Genomic DNA, 18983 nt, shown 5'->3' on the forward strand with positions numbered 1-18983 from the left:
TTTAAGGTTACAAATTTATATTATTCTATTTTCTTTAGCCTTTTTCAGGCTGTTACTTTAAAACTTTGGTCACCTCTCCGCAACCAAGCATCGCATCTCCGTAATAAGGATTCTTGATCTCAGACTCCAGGCTCAGCCAGTCGGCACCTTTATCTGAATTGGCCATAGGACAGTGCTGCAGGTATACCGATTTCCCTAAACTGTCTATATTGGCGGTTAAAGCGATCATATTTTCTGAAAGGATCACAAAATGTGCCCGCTGGTTTTCAAGATCATTATTTTTAGTGATGGCCTGAAGCATTTCCCTAACTTTCCCGAAATGTGCAGAAGCCATTTCATCCAGATTGGCTGCTTTCTGCCCAGGCAGTTCTTTTAAGGCTTTATTTGCCATCTTTGTGGCTGTATTAGCATCTGATGCCACCAGGGCGTCCTTTAGTTTAAAATACTCTGTCAATACTCCATAGAATTTCTTCTGAAATTCCTTCGGCAGTTCCATCTTCATATTCATCGCTTCCTTGCCTTCAGCCTCAGGCCTGTTCATCATAGATTTTTTTCCCTGAAGCTGTGCTGCAGCATCAACTGTAAAAGTTCCGTTAGTAACCACCTCATCACCGTTTTCAAGGCCTTCAAGCACCTGGTATGAATTATTCAGAGCATCTCCTAATTTCACTTCACGCATCTCGAAAACAGGCTCTTCAGCGCTTGTCTTCACATAAACCAGCGAGCGGGTTCCTGTCCACATCAAGGCAGATTTCGGAATGAGCAAAGCTTCTTTTTGAGAAGTTTCGGCTCTTTCAAGTTTTGCCTGCACAAACATTCCCGGTTTCAGCATGTCCTTAGCATTATCCAGCACCACTCTCACTTTTACCGTTCTTGAGCTTTCATCCAGTAACGGGTCTATAAAAGAGATCTTACCGGTGAATTCCTTAGCGGGATACGCGTTAGCAGTGATCTTCATTTCCTGCCCTGTTTCAAGATTTGCGATTTGAGATTCGTAGGCATCAAAAACCGCCCAGACTTTATTGAGATTAGCGATCTCGAAAAGCGGCTGCCCCTGCTTCACATAATCTCCTTCCTGAGCCATCTTTTTGGTCACCGTTCCTGAAACCGTTGCATACACAGGGAAATTCTCCTTAACCTCTCCCGAGGTTTCTATCTTATCTATCTGGGCATCGCTGAGTTTCCAGAACTTGAGCTTATTACGCACAGCCTTGTAAAGGGCGGGCTGAGATTCCTTTAGTTTTGAGGCGGTAAGCAGCTCCTGCTGTGCCGCAACCAGGTCTGGCGAATAAACACTTGCAAGAAGCTGTCCTCTGTTCACCTTTTCTCCCGTATAAGCTACATACAGGTTTTCTATTCTTCCTCCCACGTGACTGGACTGAACGGCATTAGCTTCTTCATTCTCACGAATCTTTCCGGAGAGACTTATCTTCCCGGGAGCCGCATTGGCATTACCTATTACACTAGTCTGAATATTAGCCAGGCTCATTGCATTTTCTGTCATCTTAAATTCCTCAGCGCTCAGGCCTTCAGCTCCGGCCTCAGCCGGGATAAGGTCCATCCCGCAAATGGGACAATCGCCCGGCTCGGGCTGCATAATTTGAGGGTGCATAGAGCAGGTCCACATCTGGCTTTCCTCTGCCTGATGGTCGTGCTCTTCCGAAACCTGAGAGGTTCCAACTGAACCACTATTATTGAAAAGCAAATAGCCGAACAATAATCCTGCTAATAAAAGGGCTATATAAATAATATACTTTTTCATCTTTTTAATTATTTGTCTGTACTTAAGTAATTGATCATTGCCGTTTCCTGATAGTAATTGGTAACGGCATCTATAAGGCTCATCTGGATCCTAAGCTGTAACTCCTGGATATCCAGCACATCATCAAAATCCATTTTTCCGGTCTCGTAGGTCTTTATCAGGATATCTTCAGCGTTCCGGGCCTGCTCAAGATTATCCAGCTGTAGCTTCCAGCTCACCTTTGCCGAAGCCCTGTCGTTCAAAGCAGTTTCAAGCCTGCTTTGTAACTGGTTGATCTTATCTGCCCGCTTTTGTTCCACTTCCTGCTGTCTTAACTCATTCTGCCTGCTAACCGAACTATATTTGTTATTGAAAATAGGCACCGACACAGAAACCATTGGCATCAGGATATCTTTCCCGTTATCAGGAAGTTCCATATCGGTTCTTTTGGCCACGTTCACATAATCAAGCCCGAGCCCGAACTTTGGCAAGGCCTCTTTCCTGTTGAGGGCTTCATCCTGAAGAATACTTTCTGAAAGCTCATCGAATTTTGTTATTTCAGGATTAAGTTCAACTTTCCCTGAAACTGAAGCAGAATCGACACCTGTTATCGCCAAAGTATCGGGCACCTGCACCTGCAATCCGGATTCCCGGTTAAGCATTTTATTGAAATCTGTTTCCCGCGAGTTATATTTATTTTTCAGGACCTCCTGCTGCTCTTTAAGCTCATTTTGGCGCATCTTCAACCTCAGCACCTCGATAGCCGAAGCGTTTCCTGCTTCCACGGCATTCAGTGCCAGCTGATGGTATAGCTCAAGCAGATCTATATTTTCCTGAAGCACCTCCTGCTTCTCTCTAAGTGCGTATAGCTGGTAATAGGTCTCACTTACCGAAAGCGCGATCTTTCTTCGGGCAATTTCGGCTTCAAACTCCTCCACATTCACCATAGCCCCCGCAGCTTTTTCACGTGCCGCAATGGTCCCAAACCAAGGCAGCATTTGCCTAACAGAGAATCTTGCGGTTTGAGGTCCTGTTCGGGTCTCCGGTTCGCTCACAAACAGCCCTGCACTAAATTCGGTATCCGGCAAACTGTTCACTGCCTCTACCCGTTCCTTAGCCAGTTCAAACCTGGATTCGTAAGCCTTGATATCGGGATTATTGTTTTGAGCCTCCAGAATATAACTCTCCAGTTGCTGAGCACTTCCTGATAAGGAGACCCCTAAAAACAATATAGGCAAGAGCCCACACCTCATCTTTTTAATTGCCTTCATTTTCTATCAATTTTAGCGCTGTTCATTTTTGTTTTAAGCTTCGCCTCTTTTCTCCAGCTAAACAATACCGGAACCACGAAAAGAGTGATTAGTGCAATAAGCATCCCCCCGAAACTCGGGATGGCCATCGGGATCATAATATCACTTCCCCTTCCTGTAGAGGTAAGTACAGGCAGTAAGGCTAAGATGGTAGTGGCAGTGGTCATTAAACAAGGCCTTATCCTCATTTCCCCAGCCTCGACCACAGAAGCTCTTATTTCATTCCTGTCATCCGGATCATTCTTATCAAAAGTCTGAGTGAGATAGGTAGCCATCACCACCCCGTCATCGGTTGCGATCCCGAAAAGGGCTATGAAGCCGACCCAAACCGCGACACTAAGGTTGATATTCTTCATCTGAAACAAATCCCTTAGGTTCTCCCCAAAAAATTCGAAATTAAGGAACCAGCCCTGACCGTATAACCACATCATCATAAATCCTCCGCCAAAAGCCACTGCAATTCCCGCGAATACCATAAGCGAGGTAGAAACCGATCTGAACTGAAAGTAAAGTATCAGGAAGATAATGAGCATTGAAAGCGGCACCACGAAAGATAATGTCTTCTCTGCCCTAATCTGGTTCTCATAGGTTCCGGTAAATTTGTAGCTTACCCCTTTAGGTAACTTCAATTCCCCGTTATCGATCTTCTGCTGAATAAGTGCCTGTGCATTTTCCACAACCTCCACTTCAGCAAAGCCATCAAGCTTATCAAATAACACATAGCCTACAAGAAATGTATCCTCACTCTTAATCACCTGCGGTCCCTGTTCATATCTGATATTCACAACCTCCCCCAGCGGAACGGGATTCCCGTTTTCTACCGGGATATAAATATTCTTAAGGTCTTCAGGAGTATTGCGAAGTTCCCTTGGGTAACGCACTCTTATGTTGTAACGCTCCCTGCCTTCCACGGTCTGGCTCAGCCTCATTCCACCAACGGCCACCTCCAGCACCTGTTGCACATCGTCTATACTTATTCCATAACGGGCAAGTTGCTCCCGTTTTATATCGATAAGCAGGTAAGGTTTCCCCACGATCCTGTCGGCAAAAACGGCTTCGTCCTTGACTCCCTCGGCCTGTTTCAGGATATCCTCTAATTTCATCCCGAATGCTTCAATTTGCTTCAGGTCCTGGCCTTTCACTTTAATTCCCATTGGTGCCCGCATTCCGGTTTGAAGCATTACCAGTCTGGTCTCGATTGGCTGAAGCTTTGGTGCCGAGGTCACCCCAGGTAATTTCGTGGCTTTTACGATCTCATTCCAAATATCATCCGGTGATTTTATTTTTGGTCTCCAGTTCCTGAAATACTCCCCATCTTCATCGGGCACCAGATCATCTCTTTCCAGCAGGAATGGATTTTTTACAACAGATTCTTTATAGTTAGCCTCATTATCCACCTCCAGGTTAGGGTTGGCTGTCAGTTTTCCGTTCTGCAGCACAAAGAGGTTATCTTCATTCACCTTATAACGCTGCCTGGCCCCTTCTTCATTCTCCATGTATTCAGACTTATACTGAATAACATTCTCATACATCGATAAGGGAGCCGGATCCAGTGCCGATTCGGTTCGCCCGGCTTTCCCTACAACCGTTTCGATCTCAGGGATACTGGCCACCGCCATATCCAGCTGCTGCACCACGCGTTTATTTTCCTCGACCCCTGAGTGCGGAAGGGAAGTAGGCATCAGCAAAAAGGAACCTTCATTTAGCGAAGGCATAAATTCTTTCCCCGTGTTTTGCATTATCATTACCCCCGCGATCACGATCGCAATAGGTATAGAAAGAAAAAGAAGTTTATTTGCCAGCGCCCATCTCAGGATCCTGGTGTAATATCTCCTGAAAAGCCAGAAGAAACCTAAAAGCCCCAGGCTTATGAGGCCCACAAAGATAAAGTTCCAGAAGATGTTCTTATCAAGTCCCAGCGGCCTCCAGTATTGAGCAAGCAAAAAGATAATGGTGAAGGCCGAAATCCCAACATTCAGTTTGTTGGAAGAATTCTTATTTATCTTACCCCTTATCTCAAGGATTCCACCGGCAGCAAAGGCCATAAGTGCAAGTCCGAGTAAAATACTATAGAAGATTCCTGCAAGACCAAGCGCGAATAAAATCCCGTAGAGTATAATTTCGAATTTCGATCTTATCTTATCTCTCTTGAAGATGAAAGCCGCAAATGGCGGAATAAGGAATAAAGCCACAAGTACCGACGATGCCAGCGCCATTGTTTTGGTAAAGGCCAACGGACGGAACAATTTCCCTTCAGCACCAACCATAGTGAATACCGGAAGGAAACTTATAATTGTGGTAAGTACCGCGGTAAGGATTGCTCCAGATACTTCTGAAGTTGCATTATACACCACCTGATTCGCCGATTGCTCCTCGGTTCGTTCATTAAAATGCCGGATAATATTTTCGGTAAGGATCACCCCAAGATCCACCATTGTACCAATGGCAATGGCAATACCTGAAAGTGCCACGATATTGGCAGGCACGCCGAAGAGCTTCATCGCAATAAAGACCATTAATACCGCCACCGGTAACAGCCCTGATATAAGCAACGAGGCTCTTAGGTTAAACACCATTACCACGATCACCAGGATTGTGATAAGGATCTCCAGTATCAGAGCTTCATTAAGGGTCCCAAGGGTTTCCTGGATAAGTTCGGTTCTGTCATAAAAAGGAACAATGGTCACCTGGGAGGTCCTGCCATCCTTAAGTTCTTTTGATGGTAAACCGCTACTTATTTCATCAATCTGGTCTTTAACATTGTTAATAACCTCCATAGGATTGGCTCCGTAACGGGCTACTACCACGCCGCCTACCACCTCAGCACCTTCTTTGTCCAGAATACCTCGGCGTTCTGCTGGTCCCAGAGAAACATTGGCCACATCTTTCACCCTTAGCGATGTATATTCTTCAGAAGCTACAACAGCATTCTCAATATCTTCAACAGATTTCACATATCCCAGACCTCTCACCAGGTATTCAGCCCTGTTGATCTCCAGGGTTTGCGCACCAATCTCCCGGTTGCTTTCCTTAACCGCTTTTACGATCTGGCTTAGCGAAATATCATACTGGCGCATCAGTTCAGGTTTCACATCTATCTGATATTCCTGAACATAACCGCCTATGGAAGCAACTTCTGAAACTCCGCTGGCCCCGGAAAGCGCATACTTCACATAATAGTCCTGAATACTTCTTAACTCCTGAAGGTCCCAGCCTCCGGTCACATTACCATCCTTATCACGGCCTTCAAGCGTATACCAGAAGATCTGTCCCAGTCCTGTTGCGTCAGGCCCCAGGGAAGGGTTAACTCCATCGGGAAGCAGGCCGGCCGGCAAAGAGTTCAGCTTTTCCAGAATCCGGCTCCGGCTCCAGTAGAACTCAACGTCTTCCTCAAAGATCACATAGATGCTGGAGAACCCGAACATCGAAGAGCTTCTTATGGTTTTCACTCCCGGCACTCCAAGCAGCGAAGTGGTTAAAGGATAGGTGATCTGGTCTTCAATATCCTGCGGTGACCTTCCCGGCCACTTTGTGAAAATAATCTGCTGATTTTCCCCAAGATCGGGAATGGCATCTACCGCTACCGGATCATTAGGCAAAAAGCCCACGTCCCAGTTAAATGGTGCTGTAACAACGCCCCAACCCATAATAACACTTAAGAGGATTACAGCAACGAGTTTATTTTCAATTAAAAATTTTATAGCCTTATTTAGCATATAAATGAATATTAAACATTAGAATTTGGAAAAAAGGCAAAGCCTTATAGCTTCAAACTTTTATAAAGACTGAAGTGAAAATTTGATTCTAAGTTAAATATCAAATAAGGAAGACCTGGTCTACCAACTGAATATCGGTAACCAGCAAGGGTGGGGAATAATCCTTGAATGGAACAATCTGTTGCGGTAAGCCTTCGAACAGATTGAAGTAAGCAAATGTAAAAGTGGAAATAAACAGCTGCTGGTCTAAATCGAAAGAATGGAAAGAGATCTTTAGTTCGTCCTGACCTTCAACGGCTGTCTTCTGGTTACTGCAACACGGATCTTCAGAAAAAGAATCGCTCTTCACCGCCAGATCCATTCCACAGGTTTTTGCTTTTGAGAATACGGCTTTATCTACAAGAAACTTTCCGCAATAATGCGAATCTACCGTAAAAGAAAAGGTAGAAAACAGCACAACTACTGCCATTAAAATGGAAAGACTATATTGAAAAGCTTTCTTCATCAGCTACAAAGATATATAATTTTTTCGAAGCCTGAATAACTCCAAAAACTTCAGCTCAAAATTAAGTTAAAAACCATGTTTCGTTTTCAATATTAAGACAAAAATTTTCATTTTTCCCTGATTTTCATCAAGATCCCCTCTTTTATCAACCTAATGATATTCGTCATATTTTACGCAAAATCACTTGTTTAACTTTAAAAAAGTTCTAATCCGGATTTAAACAATTCAAGATAGCGATAATATTCCGGCTTATTAAGAAGAGCTTGAATTGGAAGATATGTAATAATCAAAACCACTTTATCACGAAAGGACAAACCCTGTGGACGATTGTTGGATACATTTTGCCTCTATTGCTGATCTTTTTAGCGCCGGCAATTGGAATAAAAGGAAATATTCCGCTATTCACTTAACTTTTAGTGCTTTTTGCGGTACATCTTTTACTTCCAATCAAACGTAAAGACCACACCGATGGTCTTTGTGAAGAGAATTTTCAAAAAGAAAAGTCAGGAAGTCTGAATCCTGAAAAAAAGTAAAAGCCCATTAAGGCATATTTAAAATCAAATAGGAATTATGCACTACACTGACGGCAGTTTCTGGGGAATGCATTTCTTCTGGTGGATATTTTGGATCGTGATCCTGGTCTGGGTCTTTTTTCTGCCTTACGGAATTCCCTCGAGAAAAAGAAAAAAGAAAAAACCCCTGGAGATCCTTCAAAAGAGATACGCCAAAGGCGAGATCTCCAAGGAAGAATATGAAGAGGCTAAAAAATACTTTAACCTCCAATGACTAAAACCCATAATCCAATGTGCTCAGGCATCAAAAAATCAGGACTTGCCACCGGGCTTACCGGAGCATGTATTGCCGGCATTTATAATACAGGTTAGAACCAAATAAAACCTTTTATAAAATTACCATGATATGCAAAACAAACAGATTATCAGAATTTTCCTTCCTATTCTCCTACTATTCATTTCCTGCGAGAAACAGGAGGGGGAACAAAGATTACTTTTAGAAGGAAGTTATACAGGGATAATTACAACTGTAAATACAGAGGCTAATTTCCAGCAGCCGGCCGTGGCCGATATAAAAGAGCTAGGAGACGGTTTATTAGAGATACACTGTTACAGCGAAGAGTTTGATACTATCTTTAGATTGAACTATTATCAGCATAATGAACAATATATGGTATGTGCTACGGAAGAAGATTTTGAACATATGTATGGTCATGCGCTGTCTGCCAATCATATGTCAAAAGTAGGAATGATGAATGAAACCGAATGGATGTACCATCTGCGACAGGAACATTCTGAATCTGACAAACATTTCGGACAGTTTGGAATGGCTGATCATTCCTTTGAATACCTGTTTGTATACGATAAAGATGATCATCTCTATAATTTACGATTCCGGGGAATAAAAAGATAAGATGTCTTCCACTGAAAAAATAAAGAAGAGATACAATCGGGTAGCTGCCTGTTATGACTGGTTTGAAGGGGCAATGGGTGGCGGCAAATTTAAAAAATGGATACGCCCGCTCCTCAAAGAGGCTAAGGGGGAAACCCTGGAAATTGGAGTAGGTACCGGTAAAACGATCCCATACTACCCACCAGAGATACATCTTACTGCTATTGATTTTAGCCCCAAAATGCTGAAACAGGCGAAGAAGAGATTTGCAAATGATCTACGGGTTAGATTCCTGGAAATGGATGTTCAAAACCTGGAATTTCCGGATAACAGCTTTGATACAGTGGTTACCAGCTGTGTCTTTTGTTCGGTTCCGGATCCGGTGAAAGGATTAATTGAGATCAGAAGGGTGCTTAAACCCGGCGGACAGCTTTTAATGCTGGAGCATATGAGAAGCCATAAGAAGATCATTGGGAAATTAATGGACTGGTTTAATTTTATCCCTGTGAATATCTGGGGCGCCAACATAAACCGGGAAACCATCGAAAACCTGAAAAAAGCAGGGTTTCAGGATCCTGAAGTAAACAATGTCTGGATGGATATTGTAAAACAAATTAAAGTTAAGAAAACCGAAGCGTAAAAAAATAATCCAGGCATCCCCAACTACCACGGTTATTTTTTTCAGAAAAATCAATCAATTTTAATTGGGATGCAAAAGAATAAGGATCATATACACGCGGGAAAAAAGGATGTTGCAAAGAATAAGAACAAAGAAGAGCAGCAGAATTCATCTTTAGCAGAAAAAACGAAGCACGGGCACGGGAAAACCACTCCGAAAGAAGACAAACCTCACCATATGCACAACGGAGGCCACAGCCATCAGAAGGAAGCCCACCATCAAATGATGATCAGGGACTTCAGAAAACGCTTTTGGATCACCTTGATCCTGACCATCCCCATTCTTCTCATATCTCCAATGATCCAGGGTTTCTTTGGGTATGAACTCCTTCTGCCGGGAAATCCATATATCCTGTTCGCCCTCTCATCTGCAGTTTACTTCTACGGTGGATGGCCCTTTCTTAAGGGATTCCGGGATGAACTGAAAGAAGGTGCTCCCGGAATGATGACCTTAATAGCACTGGCTATTAGTGTGGCTTACTTTTACAGCGCGGCAACTGTATTTGGACTACAAGGAATGGATTTCTTTTGGGAACTCGCCACCCTTATCGCCATTATGCTCCTTGGCCACTGGATAGAGATGAAGAGCATTCTTGGTGCTTCCCGTGCCCTACAATTACTGGTAAGTATGATGCCAGCTGAAGCTCACCGGGTAACTGGTGATACAGTTGAGGATATTGACCTGAAGGACCTCAAGAAGAATGACATCATCCTTATAAAACCCGGCGAAAAAGTTCCTGCGGACGGGATCATCACAGAAGGCAGTAGTTATCTGAATGAAGCTATGCTCACTGGGGAATCCAAACCCGTGAAAAAAACTGTGGAAAACAAGGTGATAGGAGGTTCAATAAACGGCAACAACAGCCTTAAGGTTAAAGTAGAACACACCGGTAAGGATAGCTACCTGAACAAGGTCATTACTATGGTGGAAGAGGCCCAGAAGAAAAAGTCCGAAATGCAGAATCTGTCAGACCGGGCAGCGAAATGGCTCACCTATATTGCCCTTACTGTAGGCTTTGTTACTCTCAGCGTTTGGTTATTGCTTGGCTTCCCATTTGTATATGCGCTGGAACGAATGGTTACCGTAATGGTAATCACCTGTCCTCACGCCCTGGGGCTGGCAATTCCGCTGGTGGTAGCAATTTCAACAGCAGTTTCGGCACAGAACGGACTTTTAATAAGGAACAGAACCGCTTTTGAGGAATCCAGAAAAATAACAACCCTTTTATTTGATAAAACAGGAACGCTCACAAAAGGAGATTTCGGCGTCACCCGTATCGAATCTGTAAACCCTGAGTTTTCTACTCAGGAGATATTAAGACTGGCCAGTGCCCTGGAGCAAAATTCTGAACACCCCATAGCGGTGGGCATTATCAAAAAGAAAAAAGAGACTGATACAAAAATACCTCAACCGCAAAACTTCGAAGCTATCACAGGAAAAGGAGTAGCTGCTGAGGTAGAAGGAAAGCAAATTGAGGTAGTGAGCCCGGGTTACCTGAAGGTGACAAATATCAAAATTCCTGAAGATGCTTACCGGGATGCGGCGGAAACGGTGGTTTTTGTAATTATTGACAAAAAACTTTCCGGATATATAGCCCTTTCCGACGAGATAAGGCCAGAATCTGCTAAAGCCATCCAAATCTTTAAGAAGAATGACATCAAGGTGATGATGGCTACCGGAGATAATGAGAAAACCGCCAAAGCCGTGAGTGACAAACTCGGCCTGAATGCTTATTTCGCCGAAGTTCTACCCGATCAAAAAGTGGAGATTGTAAAGAAGTTACAGGACCAAGGGGAATTTGTAGCAATGACGGGGGACGGAGTGAATGACGCTCCTGCTCTGGCACAGGCCAATGTAGGCATTGCCGTGGGATCAGGCACAGACGTAGCTGCCGAAACTGCCGATATCATCCTTGTAAATTCCAATCCTCAGGATATTGCGAATCTTATCTTATTCGGAAAAGCCACCTACCGTAAAATGATTCAAAATCTCATCTGGGCAACAGCATACAACGTAGTTACCATACCCCTTGCCGCCGGAGTTCTTTACTCTACCGGCTTTATCCTGGGTCCCGCAGTGGGAGCGATTTTTATGAGCCTAAGCACAATAATTGTAGCAATTAACGCACAATTTCTTAAAAGACAGATTGGAAAGAAATAGTCTGAGGATTCCCCCAATTTTAAACAGATTTCTCTATTCAACTTTTGGCTGCCTAGAATATGGTATTCTAAAGCCTTAAATTTAGCTCGTAGTATTTCAAATAAATTCAGCAACACAAAGTCGGGTATTAAAACGGAAATCAACTTTTAAGATTCGGGGAAATATTTACGTATTTTCGATAATTAATTAATCTTCAAAAGAAAGCTCATAAAGGGCAAATGATAATTATCATTGAAATAGTCCGGGGTTTAATATAATTTAAAACTCATGTCTGTTTCAGAAGGTTAATCAACCCCTAAAAACCAAAATTATGAAAGATCATCTGGCAAAACTCTCCGATAAAGACAGGGCTCTATTACTAAAAGCGCCGGCCCTGGTATCCTTGTTGGCTGCAAGTACCGACGGGAAAATAGACAAAAAAGAAAAGGCCGATGCCATCGAGCTCTCCCATATGAGAACCTTTACCGCTCCACCTTCGCTGCAACCTTATTATAAAGAGGTGGAAAAAAACTTCAAATCTGATCTCAAGGAGCTCATTCAGAAATATTCGCCTTTAGATGAACCTCAACAGGAAGCCCTGAGCAAAGAAACTCAGCAAGCCTACGATGTTTTGAAACAGCTGAATGAAGGTTACAGGATAGATCTAAGCGAAAGTTTAAAAAGTTATGCCAGGCACGTAGGAAATGTACACAAGAACTTTCTCCAGTTTTTTGTGTTTCCGCTTAAGATAGACGGGCTTACCGATTATTGATTTTAATTAGCATCAAAAAATAAGCTGTTTTCCCATAGCATATTCCCACTGACCGAACTTGTAATTTGATGAATCACAGAGTTTAATTGTTATTTAATTCCTAAATCACTTCTCTTTCACCTCTTTAATTACGTATTTTTATGTAAATCAATCACTTACATAAATTTTTAAAGATGGAAAACAAAAAAACTATTGCGGTGTTGGGAGCTACAGGTGCCCAGGGAGGCGGACTGGTCAGAGCTATTTTAAATGATCCAAATGGAGGCTTTAGTGCAAGAGCCATAACCCGGAATGCCTCTTCAGACAAAGCAAAAGAGCTAAAAAACCTGGGAGCCGAAGTTGTGGAAGCCGATGTGGCAGACAAGGCAAGCCTTAAAAAGGCTTTTGATGGAGCTTACGGGGCTTATTGCGTCACTTTCTTCTGGGAGCATTTCTCACCCGAAAAGGAAAAGAAGCACGCCAAAAATATGGCCGAAGCTGCCAAAGAAGCAGGATTAAAACACGTGATCTGGTCCACCCTTGAAGACACAAGGAAATGGGTTCCCCTGGATGATGACCGGATGCCTACACTAATGGAAAAATATAAGGTCCCACATTTTGATGCAAAAGGCGAATCTAACAAGTTCTTTGTGGAAAGCGGAATTCCTTATACCCTGCTCCTCACCTCTTTTTACTGGGACAACTTTATTCATTTTGGAATGGAACCACAAAAAGGCGAAGATGGTGAACTTGCCATTACCTTTCCAATGGCTGACAAAAAACTACCCGGGATAGCCGCCGATGACATCGGGAAGTGTGCTTACGGAATTTTTAAGGCCGGTAAAGATTATCAGAATAAAACAGTGGGCATAGCCGGAGAAATTCTTACCGGAAAACAAATGGCCGAAGCTTTTTCAAAGGTCTTCGGTAAGAAAATCAGATACAATGCCGTTCCCGCAGAAACCTACAGGAGTTTCGATTTTCCGGGAGCAGATGACCTTGGAAATATGTTCCAGTTCAAAGCCGACTTCGAGGATTATTTTTGCGGTGCCCGCGATCCGGAAGTTGCTAGAAAATTAAATCCGGAATTACTGAGTTTTGAAAAATGGCTTCAGAAGCATAAAGACCAGATCAAGATTTAATTCAAATTATAACTCCTTAATCGATAATAATAGAAAGCAGGTAAAAGTATAATAATAAATACCGGATGAATAAGGAACCTTCTCACGTAAAAGAGTGCCATATAACTCATACTATCTAGGTTAAGGAGCATTATGGCAAACACTGGAATTCCCACTAAGAACAGGATGGAGTACAAAATGCCGCCAAACTTCACGATGTCTCTGTCTAAAAAGGCCACATAAAGAATTAACAGGGAGATAAAACTATTCAGAGCGTATCGAAAGATCAGGTTGAATAGCAAAGGACTAAGTTCATATTCCGGAACCAGGTTATACAGATACCCGGACTTGTAAAACTCGATTAACGGGTCATAAAACAGGCTATCTTCAAAGAAACGGATCATTGCCAGTATAACAACTAAAACCCCTATTCCTGCTATGCGGTATCTAGCTTTCATCCTTTTTTTCTGGTATTAGCATAAATTCGCACCCAAAGCACCCAAAGAAAGAAAACTGTGCCGTAGATCACCAATGGAAATAGGATACTGTGAGAAAATGAAGCATATTCAGGGTATTCATAGATACCAATGGCCAGCAAGGCAATCCTTATAAGGTTCATTGCATAGATAAGGACCGAACCTGCAAGAATATAGATAAGACTTAATTTAAGTCTTCCAAAAAAGGCCAGAATAAAGGAACTGAAAAGTATCATTATGCTTATGGCATTACAGCCTTCCACGATCCTCGCGAGATAAGTCTTGTTCACATAAAGCTTCATTGACAGTTCTGTCTGGTGAGGGAGAATATCTGCTGAATAGCCCAGAGATTTAATTAAACTTTCACTTTGCTTAGCCACCAGGTGGGTGATAAAATCGGGGTAGTAAACCGACGACCTGAAAAACACGAGATACCCGTTATAAAATAGGGAGAAGATGAAATAACTACCCAGAAAAATAAAAATGAACCTGAGAACGGTATTATATTTTTTAAAAAGCTGCAGCAAGTTTTAGGTCTGTTTCTCACAAATTTATACAATTATGGCTCTCTCTTACTATAATTTTTGAATACTTTTGCAGTAAAATATTCGCTATGCCTTTTGATAAATTAAGACCACAAGTTGAAGAAATTCTGAAAAACGAAGAGCTCTCAGTAGATCATCGTCTCACTCAGGTTTGTGAACTTTTAAAGGATAACATCCCGTATTATGACTGGGTGGGCTTTTATTTTAAAAATGGAGATAAAGAGGAATTAAAACTTCGCTCTTTTGCCGGTGAACCTACAGACCATACTATAATCCCTTTTGGAAAGGGAATTTGCGGCCAGGTAGCTGTTTCGAATAAGAATTTCGTGGTTTCTGATGTTAAAGCACAGAACAACTATATTGCCTGCAGCATTCACGTAAAAGCCGAGATCGTGATTCCTTTATTCCATAAAGGTGAAAATATTGGTCAGATAGATATTGATTCTCACACCGAAGATCCGTTTGGCCACGAAGATGAACTTTTCCTGGAATTCGTAAACAAAAAAGTTTCAGAGATCCTGGAATAAGCTTAAACTTATATATAAACTAAAAGCCCCGGGTTTCCAGGGCTTTTGCTTTTCTATTTTTCCTTTTCAGTATTACATTCCCGTGCGTATTGCCTCTACCGGATCCAGCCTTGATGCCGAAATGGCGGGAATAATTCCCGAGATCAAACCAATGACGGCGGCAACGGCGGTGCCTAAAAACATGTTCCAGGGAGAAAGCACGAATTCAAAATCTCCGGTAAACTGTGAAGCCACCAGCGAGATCACCCACACCAGGAACAAACCTACCAGCCCGCCGATAAGCGCCAGAATGACCGCTTCGAACAAGAACTGATACAGGATAAACCTGTTCTTGGCACCCAGCGATTTCTGAATTCCTATAAGGTTGGTTCTTTCCTTCACACTTACAAACATAATATTGGCGATCCCAAAACCACCAACAAGCAGTGAAAATCCACTAATGATAAGCCCAATAAAATTCAGCTGCCCGGTGATATTGTCTATTAAATCTGTAAACCCCTGAAGCTGATTCACAAAAAAGTTATTGATGTTCCCGGGTTTTATTCCGCGGTAGTTGCGCAGTTTTTGCTCCAGAATGGCTATAAATTCAGCATTGTCTACCCCCTCTTCCGGTTTAATAACAATCTGGGGCCAGACATTCCGGTTATTGTCACCATAGATCCTCCGGAGGAAATTTGCAGGAAGAAAGGCCTGCTCATCGCGGGAATTCCCGAGTAAATTGGCTCCCTGTTTTTTCAGCACCCCTATCACGGTAAGCCGTCTTCCGTAAATCCGCACCTGCTTTCCGAGAGGGGTGGTATTCGGGAACAGATTGTTGGCGATCTCGTGCCCTAGCACTATCACATTAGCCCCGCTAACCGATTCAGATTCATTAAAAAAACGTCCTTCCGAAAATTCAAAAGCTTCAATATCATAATATTCACTGGTAACGGCTCCTATATCCACTCCCTCACTGGTCACGTCCTGGTATTTTATGGATTCCCGAGGCACGCCAATCACAAAACTCACGGTTTCGGCATCCGGCAGGTTTTTCTTGAGATAGCTGTATTCATCATAAGAAACATCGGGGAATTGCTCTCTCTTCCACTGCGGGATATCGGTTGGCCCGAAAGAGAACCTCATCAGAACAATGGTACTGTTATCCAGTGCGCTCAAACTGCCCTTGATCTCACGCTGAAGCGAATCTACCGCGGCGAGTACGCCTATAATCGAAAATATACCGATGGTCACTCCCAAAAGCGACAGAAAAGTACGCAGCTTATTGTTCCTAAGCGCGTTAAGAGCAAAGTTGAAGCTCTCCTTTAAAACCCGTAGATATATCAGCATAAGATCCCGCTAATTTTAGCAATTAAAGATATGACGTCCGGCTTAAAAATTCGTTACAAAATTTATTTATAAATAAACCTATTCGCTTTTAAGTTTTTGGGTGAAATACTTACTTTTGCCACTCTAACAAACACAACACAATGAGCAACTTAAAACAAGCCAAATCTGCGCTGATCTCCGTTTTCAGCAAAGAAGGTTTAGCCCCTATCGCAAAAAAGCTTAACGACCTGGGAATCACCATCTACTCTACCGGTGGAACCGAGAAATTCATCAAAGACCTCGGCATTGAGGTGATCCCGGTGGAAGATGTCACTTCCTACCCTTCAATTTTGGGAGGTCGTGTGAAGACGCTTCACCCTAAAGTTTTTGGAGGGATCCTGAACCGCCAGGAAAATGAAGGAGACGTAAAAGAGCTGGAACAATATGAAATTCCGCAGATTGACATTGTGCTTGTGGATCTTTATCCTTTTGAGAAGACCGTAGCTTCGGGAGCTTCAGAACAGGATATCATTGAAAAGATCGATATTGGAGGAATATCTCTAATTCGTGCCGCAGCCAAGAACTTTAAGGATGTTCTTTGTGTTTCTTCGGTTAACGATTATGCTGAATTCCTTGACTTGCTGAACAAGAAGAACGGAGAGACCAGCCAGGAAGACCGTAAGCGTTTTGCGGCAAAGGCCTTCAATATTTCTTCACATTACGATTCGGCTATCTTCAATTATTTCAATACCGACCAGGAAATCCCTGCTTACAAGCAGAGTATCCAGACCGGAAAAACGCTTCGTTACGGGGAGAACCCGCACCAGAAAGGAACATTTTACGGAGAATTCGACGAAATGTTCGACAAGCTGCACGGGAAAGAGCTTTCTTACAACAACCTGCTCGATGTTGATGCCGCTGTGAACCTGATGAACGAATTTAAAGGGGAAGCGCCAACATTCGCTATCTTGAAACATAATAACGCCTGTGGACTTGCCCAAAGAGACAGCATTCACCAGGCTTATGTAGATGCCCTTGCCGGAGATCCGGTTTCGGCTTTCGGGGGAATCCTCATCAGCAACACCGAAATTGACAAGGCTACTGCCGAGGAGATCCATAAACTTTTCTGTGAAGTAGTGATCGCTCCTTCCTATTCGGCTGAGGCGCTTGAGATCCTGAAGGGTAAAAAGAACAGGATCATCCTTATTCTTAAGGATGTTGAATTGCCTAAAACCCAGGTAAGGACCTGCCTTAACGGGCTGCTTGTTCAGGATAAGGACAACAAGACCGATGCTATGGAAGATTTAAAGCAGGCCACGGACAATAAACCTTCAGATGAAGAGTTATCTGACCTGTTGTTTGCCTCTAAAATTTGCAAGCACACCAAATCAAACACCATTGTTTTGGCCAAAAATAAGCAGCTTTGTGCCAGCGGTACCGGGCAGACTTCAAGGGTAGATGCCCTGAGACAAAGTATAGAAAAAGCACAATCTTTTAATTTCGATCTTAAGGGAGCCGTAATGGCCAGTGATGCCTTCTTCCCTTTCCCCGACTGTGTGGAGATAGCCGGAAATGCAGGAATTTCAGCCGTTATTCAGCCCGGAGGTTCAATAAAAGATCAGTTAAGTATAGATTATTGCAACGAAAATAATATAGCTATGGTGATGACCGGAACACGCCATTTTAAACATTAATTTTATTACATTTACCAAACCTCAACAACTTAACACACTATGGGATTTTTTGACTTTCTCATTGAAGAGATAGCTATAGATTTAGGAACCGCAAACACTTTAATCATCCACAACGACAAGGTTGTTGTAGATAGCCCTTCAATAGTAGCCCGCGACAGGACTTCAGGAAAAATAACCGCGGTAGGGAAAGAAGCTGCGATGATGCAGGGAAAAACCCACGAAAACATCAAGACTATACGCCCGTTGAAAGATGGGGTGATCGCCGATTTTGACGCGAGTGAGAAAATGCTCACGATGTTCATCAAGGAAATTCCGGCCCTGAAGAAAAAGATGTTCACTCCGGCCTTGAGAATGGTGATCTGTATCCCTTCCGGAATTACAGAAGTTGAGATGAGGGCGGTAAAAGAAAGCGCCGAGCGTGTAAACGGGAAAGAGGTTTACCTTATTCACGAACCAATGGCAGCAGCCATCGGTATTGGCGTAGACATTATGCAGCCTAAGGGAAATATGATCGTTGATATAGGGGGTGGTACCACCGAGATCGCGGTGATTGCCCTGGGCGGAATTGTTTGTGACAAGTCTGTGAAGATCGCGGGTGATGTTTTCACCAACGACATTGTTTACTATATGCGTACGCAGCATAACCTTTATGTTGGGGAAAGAACAGCTGAAAAGATAAAGATACAGATTGGTGCTGCTACCGAAGATCTTGAGGTACCGCCGGAAGAAATGAGCGTACAGGGGCGTGACCTGCTAACAGGAAAGCCTAAACAGGTGAATATCTCCTACCGCGAGATCGCCAAAGCTCTGGACAAATCTATCTTAAGGATAGAAGATGCGGTAATGGAAACCCTGTCTCAGACTCCGCCGGAACTTGCGGCAGATATATACAACACCGGGATCTACCTTGCCGGGGGAGGTTCTATGCTTAGAGGTCTTGACAAAAGACTTTCTCAAAAGACAGACCTTCCGGTTTATATAGCCGAAGATCCCTTAAGAGCCGTAGTTAGAGGTACCGGAATCACTTTAAAAACCCTAAACCGATACAAAGGAATATTGATCAAGTAGGA

16 protein-coding genes are annotated in these 18983 nt (G+C 43.1%); 9 read left to right on the plus strand and 7 right to left on the minus strand.

The genetic code is table 11. The annotated features are described in order from the left end of the window. Positions 1-52: 52 nt before the first annotated feature. From ACFQ3Q_RS00090 to ACFQ3Q_RS00105, 4 genes are all read right to left on the minus strand, one after another. The gene (locus ACFQ3Q_RS00090) at positions 53-1762 is read right to left on the minus strand and encodes an efflux RND transporter periplasmic adaptor subunit (protein ID WP_380741719.1); all 1710 of its coding nucleotides are present in this window, start codon (positions 1760-1762) and stop codon (positions 53-55) included. 8 nt (positions 1763-1770) lie between these two features. Continuing rightward, complete coding sequence (locus ACFQ3Q_RS00095; protein WP_380741721.1) at positions 1771-3012, minus strand: TolC family protein; 1242 nt, start codon at positions 3010-3012, stop codon at positions 1771-1773. Next, complete coding sequence (locus tag ACFQ3Q_RS00100; RefSeq protein ID WP_380741722.1) at positions 3009-6767, minus strand: efflux RND transporter permease subunit; 3759 nt, start codon at positions 6765-6767, stop codon at positions 3009-3011. Before ACFQ3Q_RS00100 ends, ACFQ3Q_RS00095 begins: the two co-directional genes overlap by 4 nt. A gap of 100 nt (positions 6768-6867) precedes the next feature. Continuing rightward, the gene (locus ACFQ3Q_RS00105; RefSeq protein ID WP_380741724.1) at positions 6868-7272 is read right to left on the minus strand and encodes an HYC_CC_PP family protein; all 405 of its coding nucleotides are present in this window, start codon (positions 7270-7272) and stop codon (positions 6868-6870) included. Positions 7273-7842: 570 nt separating this feature from the next. Between ACFQ3Q_RS00105 and ACFQ3Q_RS00110 the strand changes: the two genes are divergently transcribed. From ACFQ3Q_RS00110 to ACFQ3Q_RS00135, 6 genes are all read left to right on the plus strand, one after another. Further along, complete coding sequence (locus ACFQ3Q_RS00110; protein WP_380741726.1) at positions 7843-8058, plus strand: SHOCT domain-containing protein; 216 nt, start codon at positions 7843-7845, stop codon at positions 8056-8058. A 132-nt stretch (positions 8059-8190) separates the two neighbouring features. Continuing rightward, positions 8191-8697: a hypothetical protein gene (locus tag ACFQ3Q_RS00115; protein WP_380741728.1), complete on the plus strand. Its 507-nt coding sequence runs from the start codon at positions 8191-8193 to the stop codon at positions 8695-8697. Position 8698: 1 nt separating this feature from the next. Next, the gene (locus ACFQ3Q_RS00120) at positions 8699-9316 is read left to right on the plus strand and encodes a class I SAM-dependent methyltransferase (RefSeq protein ID WP_380741730.1); all 618 of its coding nucleotides are present in this window, start codon (positions 8699-8701) and stop codon (positions 9314-9316) included. Between the two features lie 69 nt (positions 9317-9385). Next, the gene (locus tag ACFQ3Q_RS00125; RefSeq protein WP_380741732.1) at positions 9386-11515 is read left to right on the plus strand and encodes a copper-translocating P-type ATPase; all 2130 of its coding nucleotides are present in this window, start codon (positions 9386-9388) and stop codon (positions 11513-11515) included. Positions 11516-11825: 310 nt separating this feature from the next. Continuing rightward, complete coding sequence (locus tag ACFQ3Q_RS00130; RefSeq protein WP_380741734.1) at positions 11826-12266, plus strand: hypothetical protein; 441 nt, start codon at positions 11826-11828, stop codon at positions 12264-12266. Between the two features lie 173 nt (positions 12267-12439). Beyond that, a complete protein-coding gene (locus ACFQ3Q_RS00135) occupies positions 12440-13387 on the plus strand; it encodes an NmrA/HSCARG family protein (RefSeq protein ID WP_380741736.1) in 948 nt (315 codons plus the stop codon). Here ACFQ3Q_RS00135 and ACFQ3Q_RS00140 read toward each other — a convergent pair. Further along, positions 13384-13824 (minus strand): exosortase F system-associated membrane protein, encoded by a 441-nt coding sequence (locus tag ACFQ3Q_RS00140; RefSeq protein WP_380741738.1) that lies wholly within the window; start codon positions 13822-13824, stop codon positions 13384-13386. The two genes, ACFQ3Q_RS00135 and ACFQ3Q_RS00140, sit on opposite strands and share 4 nt — an antisense overlap. Then, a complete protein-coding gene (gene xrtF / locus ACFQ3Q_RS00145; protein ID WP_380741740.1) occupies positions 13821-14369 on the minus strand; it encodes an exosortase family protein XrtF in 549 nt (182 codons plus the stop codon). Before xrtF ends, ACFQ3Q_RS00140 begins: the two co-directional genes overlap by 4 nt. An 86-nt stretch (positions 14370-14455) precedes the next feature. Between xrtF and ACFQ3Q_RS00150 the strand changes: the two genes are divergently transcribed. After that, a complete protein-coding gene (locus tag ACFQ3Q_RS00150; RefSeq protein ID WP_380741742.1) occupies positions 14456-14914 on the plus strand; it encodes a GAF domain-containing protein in 459 nt (152 codons plus the stop codon). A gap of 72 nt (positions 14915-14986) precedes the next feature. Here the strand turns inward: ACFQ3Q_RS00150 and ACFQ3Q_RS00155 are convergent, their stop codons facing one another. Further along, positions 14987-16240, minus strand: a complete 1254-nt coding sequence (locus ACFQ3Q_RS00155; protein WP_380741744.1) for an ABC transporter permease — start codon at positions 16238-16240, stop codon at positions 14987-14989. Between the two features lie 140 nt (positions 16241-16380). On the opposite strand from ACFQ3Q_RS00155, the gene purH reads away from it, so the two are divergent. Next, positions 16381-17913 carry a bifunctional phosphoribosylaminoimidazolecarboxamide formyltransferase/IMP cyclohydrolase gene (gene purH, locus ACFQ3Q_RS00160; RefSeq protein ID WP_380741745.1) on the plus strand — a complete coding sequence of 511 codons (1533 nt, stop codon included), beginning with the start codon at positions 16381-16383 and terminating at the stop codon, positions 17911-17913. 39 nt (positions 17914-17952) lie between these two features. Then, entirely contained in the window at positions 17953-18981 is a 1029-nt protein-coding gene (locus tag ACFQ3Q_RS00165; protein WP_380741747.1) for a rod shape-determining protein, read from the plus strand. The last annotated feature ends 2 nt before the right edge of the window (positions 18982-18983 follow it).

The organism is Salegentibacter chungangensis, from assembly GCF_042678405.1.
GTDB classification, from domain to species: domain Bacteria; phylum Bacteroidota; class Bacteroidia; order Flavobacteriales; family Flavobacteriaceae; genus Salegentibacter_A; species Salegentibacter_A chungangensis.

Bases quoted from the DNA above. Each gene is read 5' to 3' on its own strand.
- ACFQ3Q_RS00130 (WP_380741734.1), top strand. From the start codon at position 11,826: ATGAAAGATCATCTGGCAAAACTCTCCGATAAAGACAGGGCTCTATTA.
- ACFQ3Q_RS00150 (WP_380741742.1), top strand. From the start codon at position 14,456: ATGCCTTTTGATAAATTAAGACCACAAGTTGAAGAAATTCTGAAAAAC.
- ACFQ3Q_RS00095 (WP_380741721.1), bottom strand. From the start codon at position 3,012: ATGAAGGCAATTAAAAAGATGAGGTGTGGGCTCTTGCCTATATTGTTT.
- ACFQ3Q_RS00140 (WP_380741738.1), bottom strand. From the start codon at position 13,824: ATGAAAGCTAGATACCGCATAGCAGGAATAGGGGTTTTAGTTGTTATA.
- ACFQ3Q_RS00100 (WP_380741722.1), bottom strand. From the start codon at position 6,767: ATGCTAAATAAGGCTATAAAATTTTTAATTGAAAATAAACTCGTTGCT.
- ACFQ3Q_RS00110 (WP_380741726.1), top strand. From the start codon at position 7,843: ATGCACTACACTGACGGCAGTTTCTGGGGAATGCATTTCTTCTGGTGG.
- ACFQ3Q_RS00115 (WP_380741728.1), top strand. From the start codon at position 8,191: ATGCAAAACAAACAGATTATCAGAATTTTCCTTCCTATTCTCCTACTA.
- ACFQ3Q_RS00165 (WP_380741747.1), top strand. From the start codon at position 17,953: ATGGGATTTTTTGACTTTCTCATTGAAGAGATAGCTATAGATTTAGGA.
- ACFQ3Q_RS00105 (WP_380741724.1), bottom strand. From the start codon at position 7,272: ATGAAGAAAGCTTTTCAATATAGTCTTTCCATTTTAATGGCAGTAGTT.
- ACFQ3Q_RS00090 (WP_380741719.1), bottom strand. From the start codon at position 1,762: ATGAAAAAGTATATTATTTATATAGCCCTTTTATTAGCAGGATTATTG.
- ACFQ3Q_RS00155 (WP_380741744.1), bottom strand. From the start codon at position 16,240: ATGCTGATATATCTACGGGTTTTAAAGGAGAGCTTCAACTTTGCTCTT.
- purH (WP_380741745.1), top strand. From the start codon at position 16,381: ATGAGCAACTTAAAACAAGCCAAATCTGCGCTGATCTCCGTTTTCAGC.
- ACFQ3Q_RS00120 (WP_380741730.1), top strand. From the start codon at position 8,699: ATGTCTTCCACTGAAAAAATAAAGAAGAGATACAATCGGGTAGCTGCC.
- ACFQ3Q_RS00135 (WP_380741736.1), top strand. From the start codon at position 12,440: ATGGAAAACAAAAAAACTATTGCGGTGTTGGGAGCTACAGGTGCCCAG.
- ACFQ3Q_RS00125 (WP_380741732.1), top strand. From the start codon at position 9,386: ATGCAAAAGAATAAGGATCATATACACGCGGGAAAAAAGGATGTTGCA.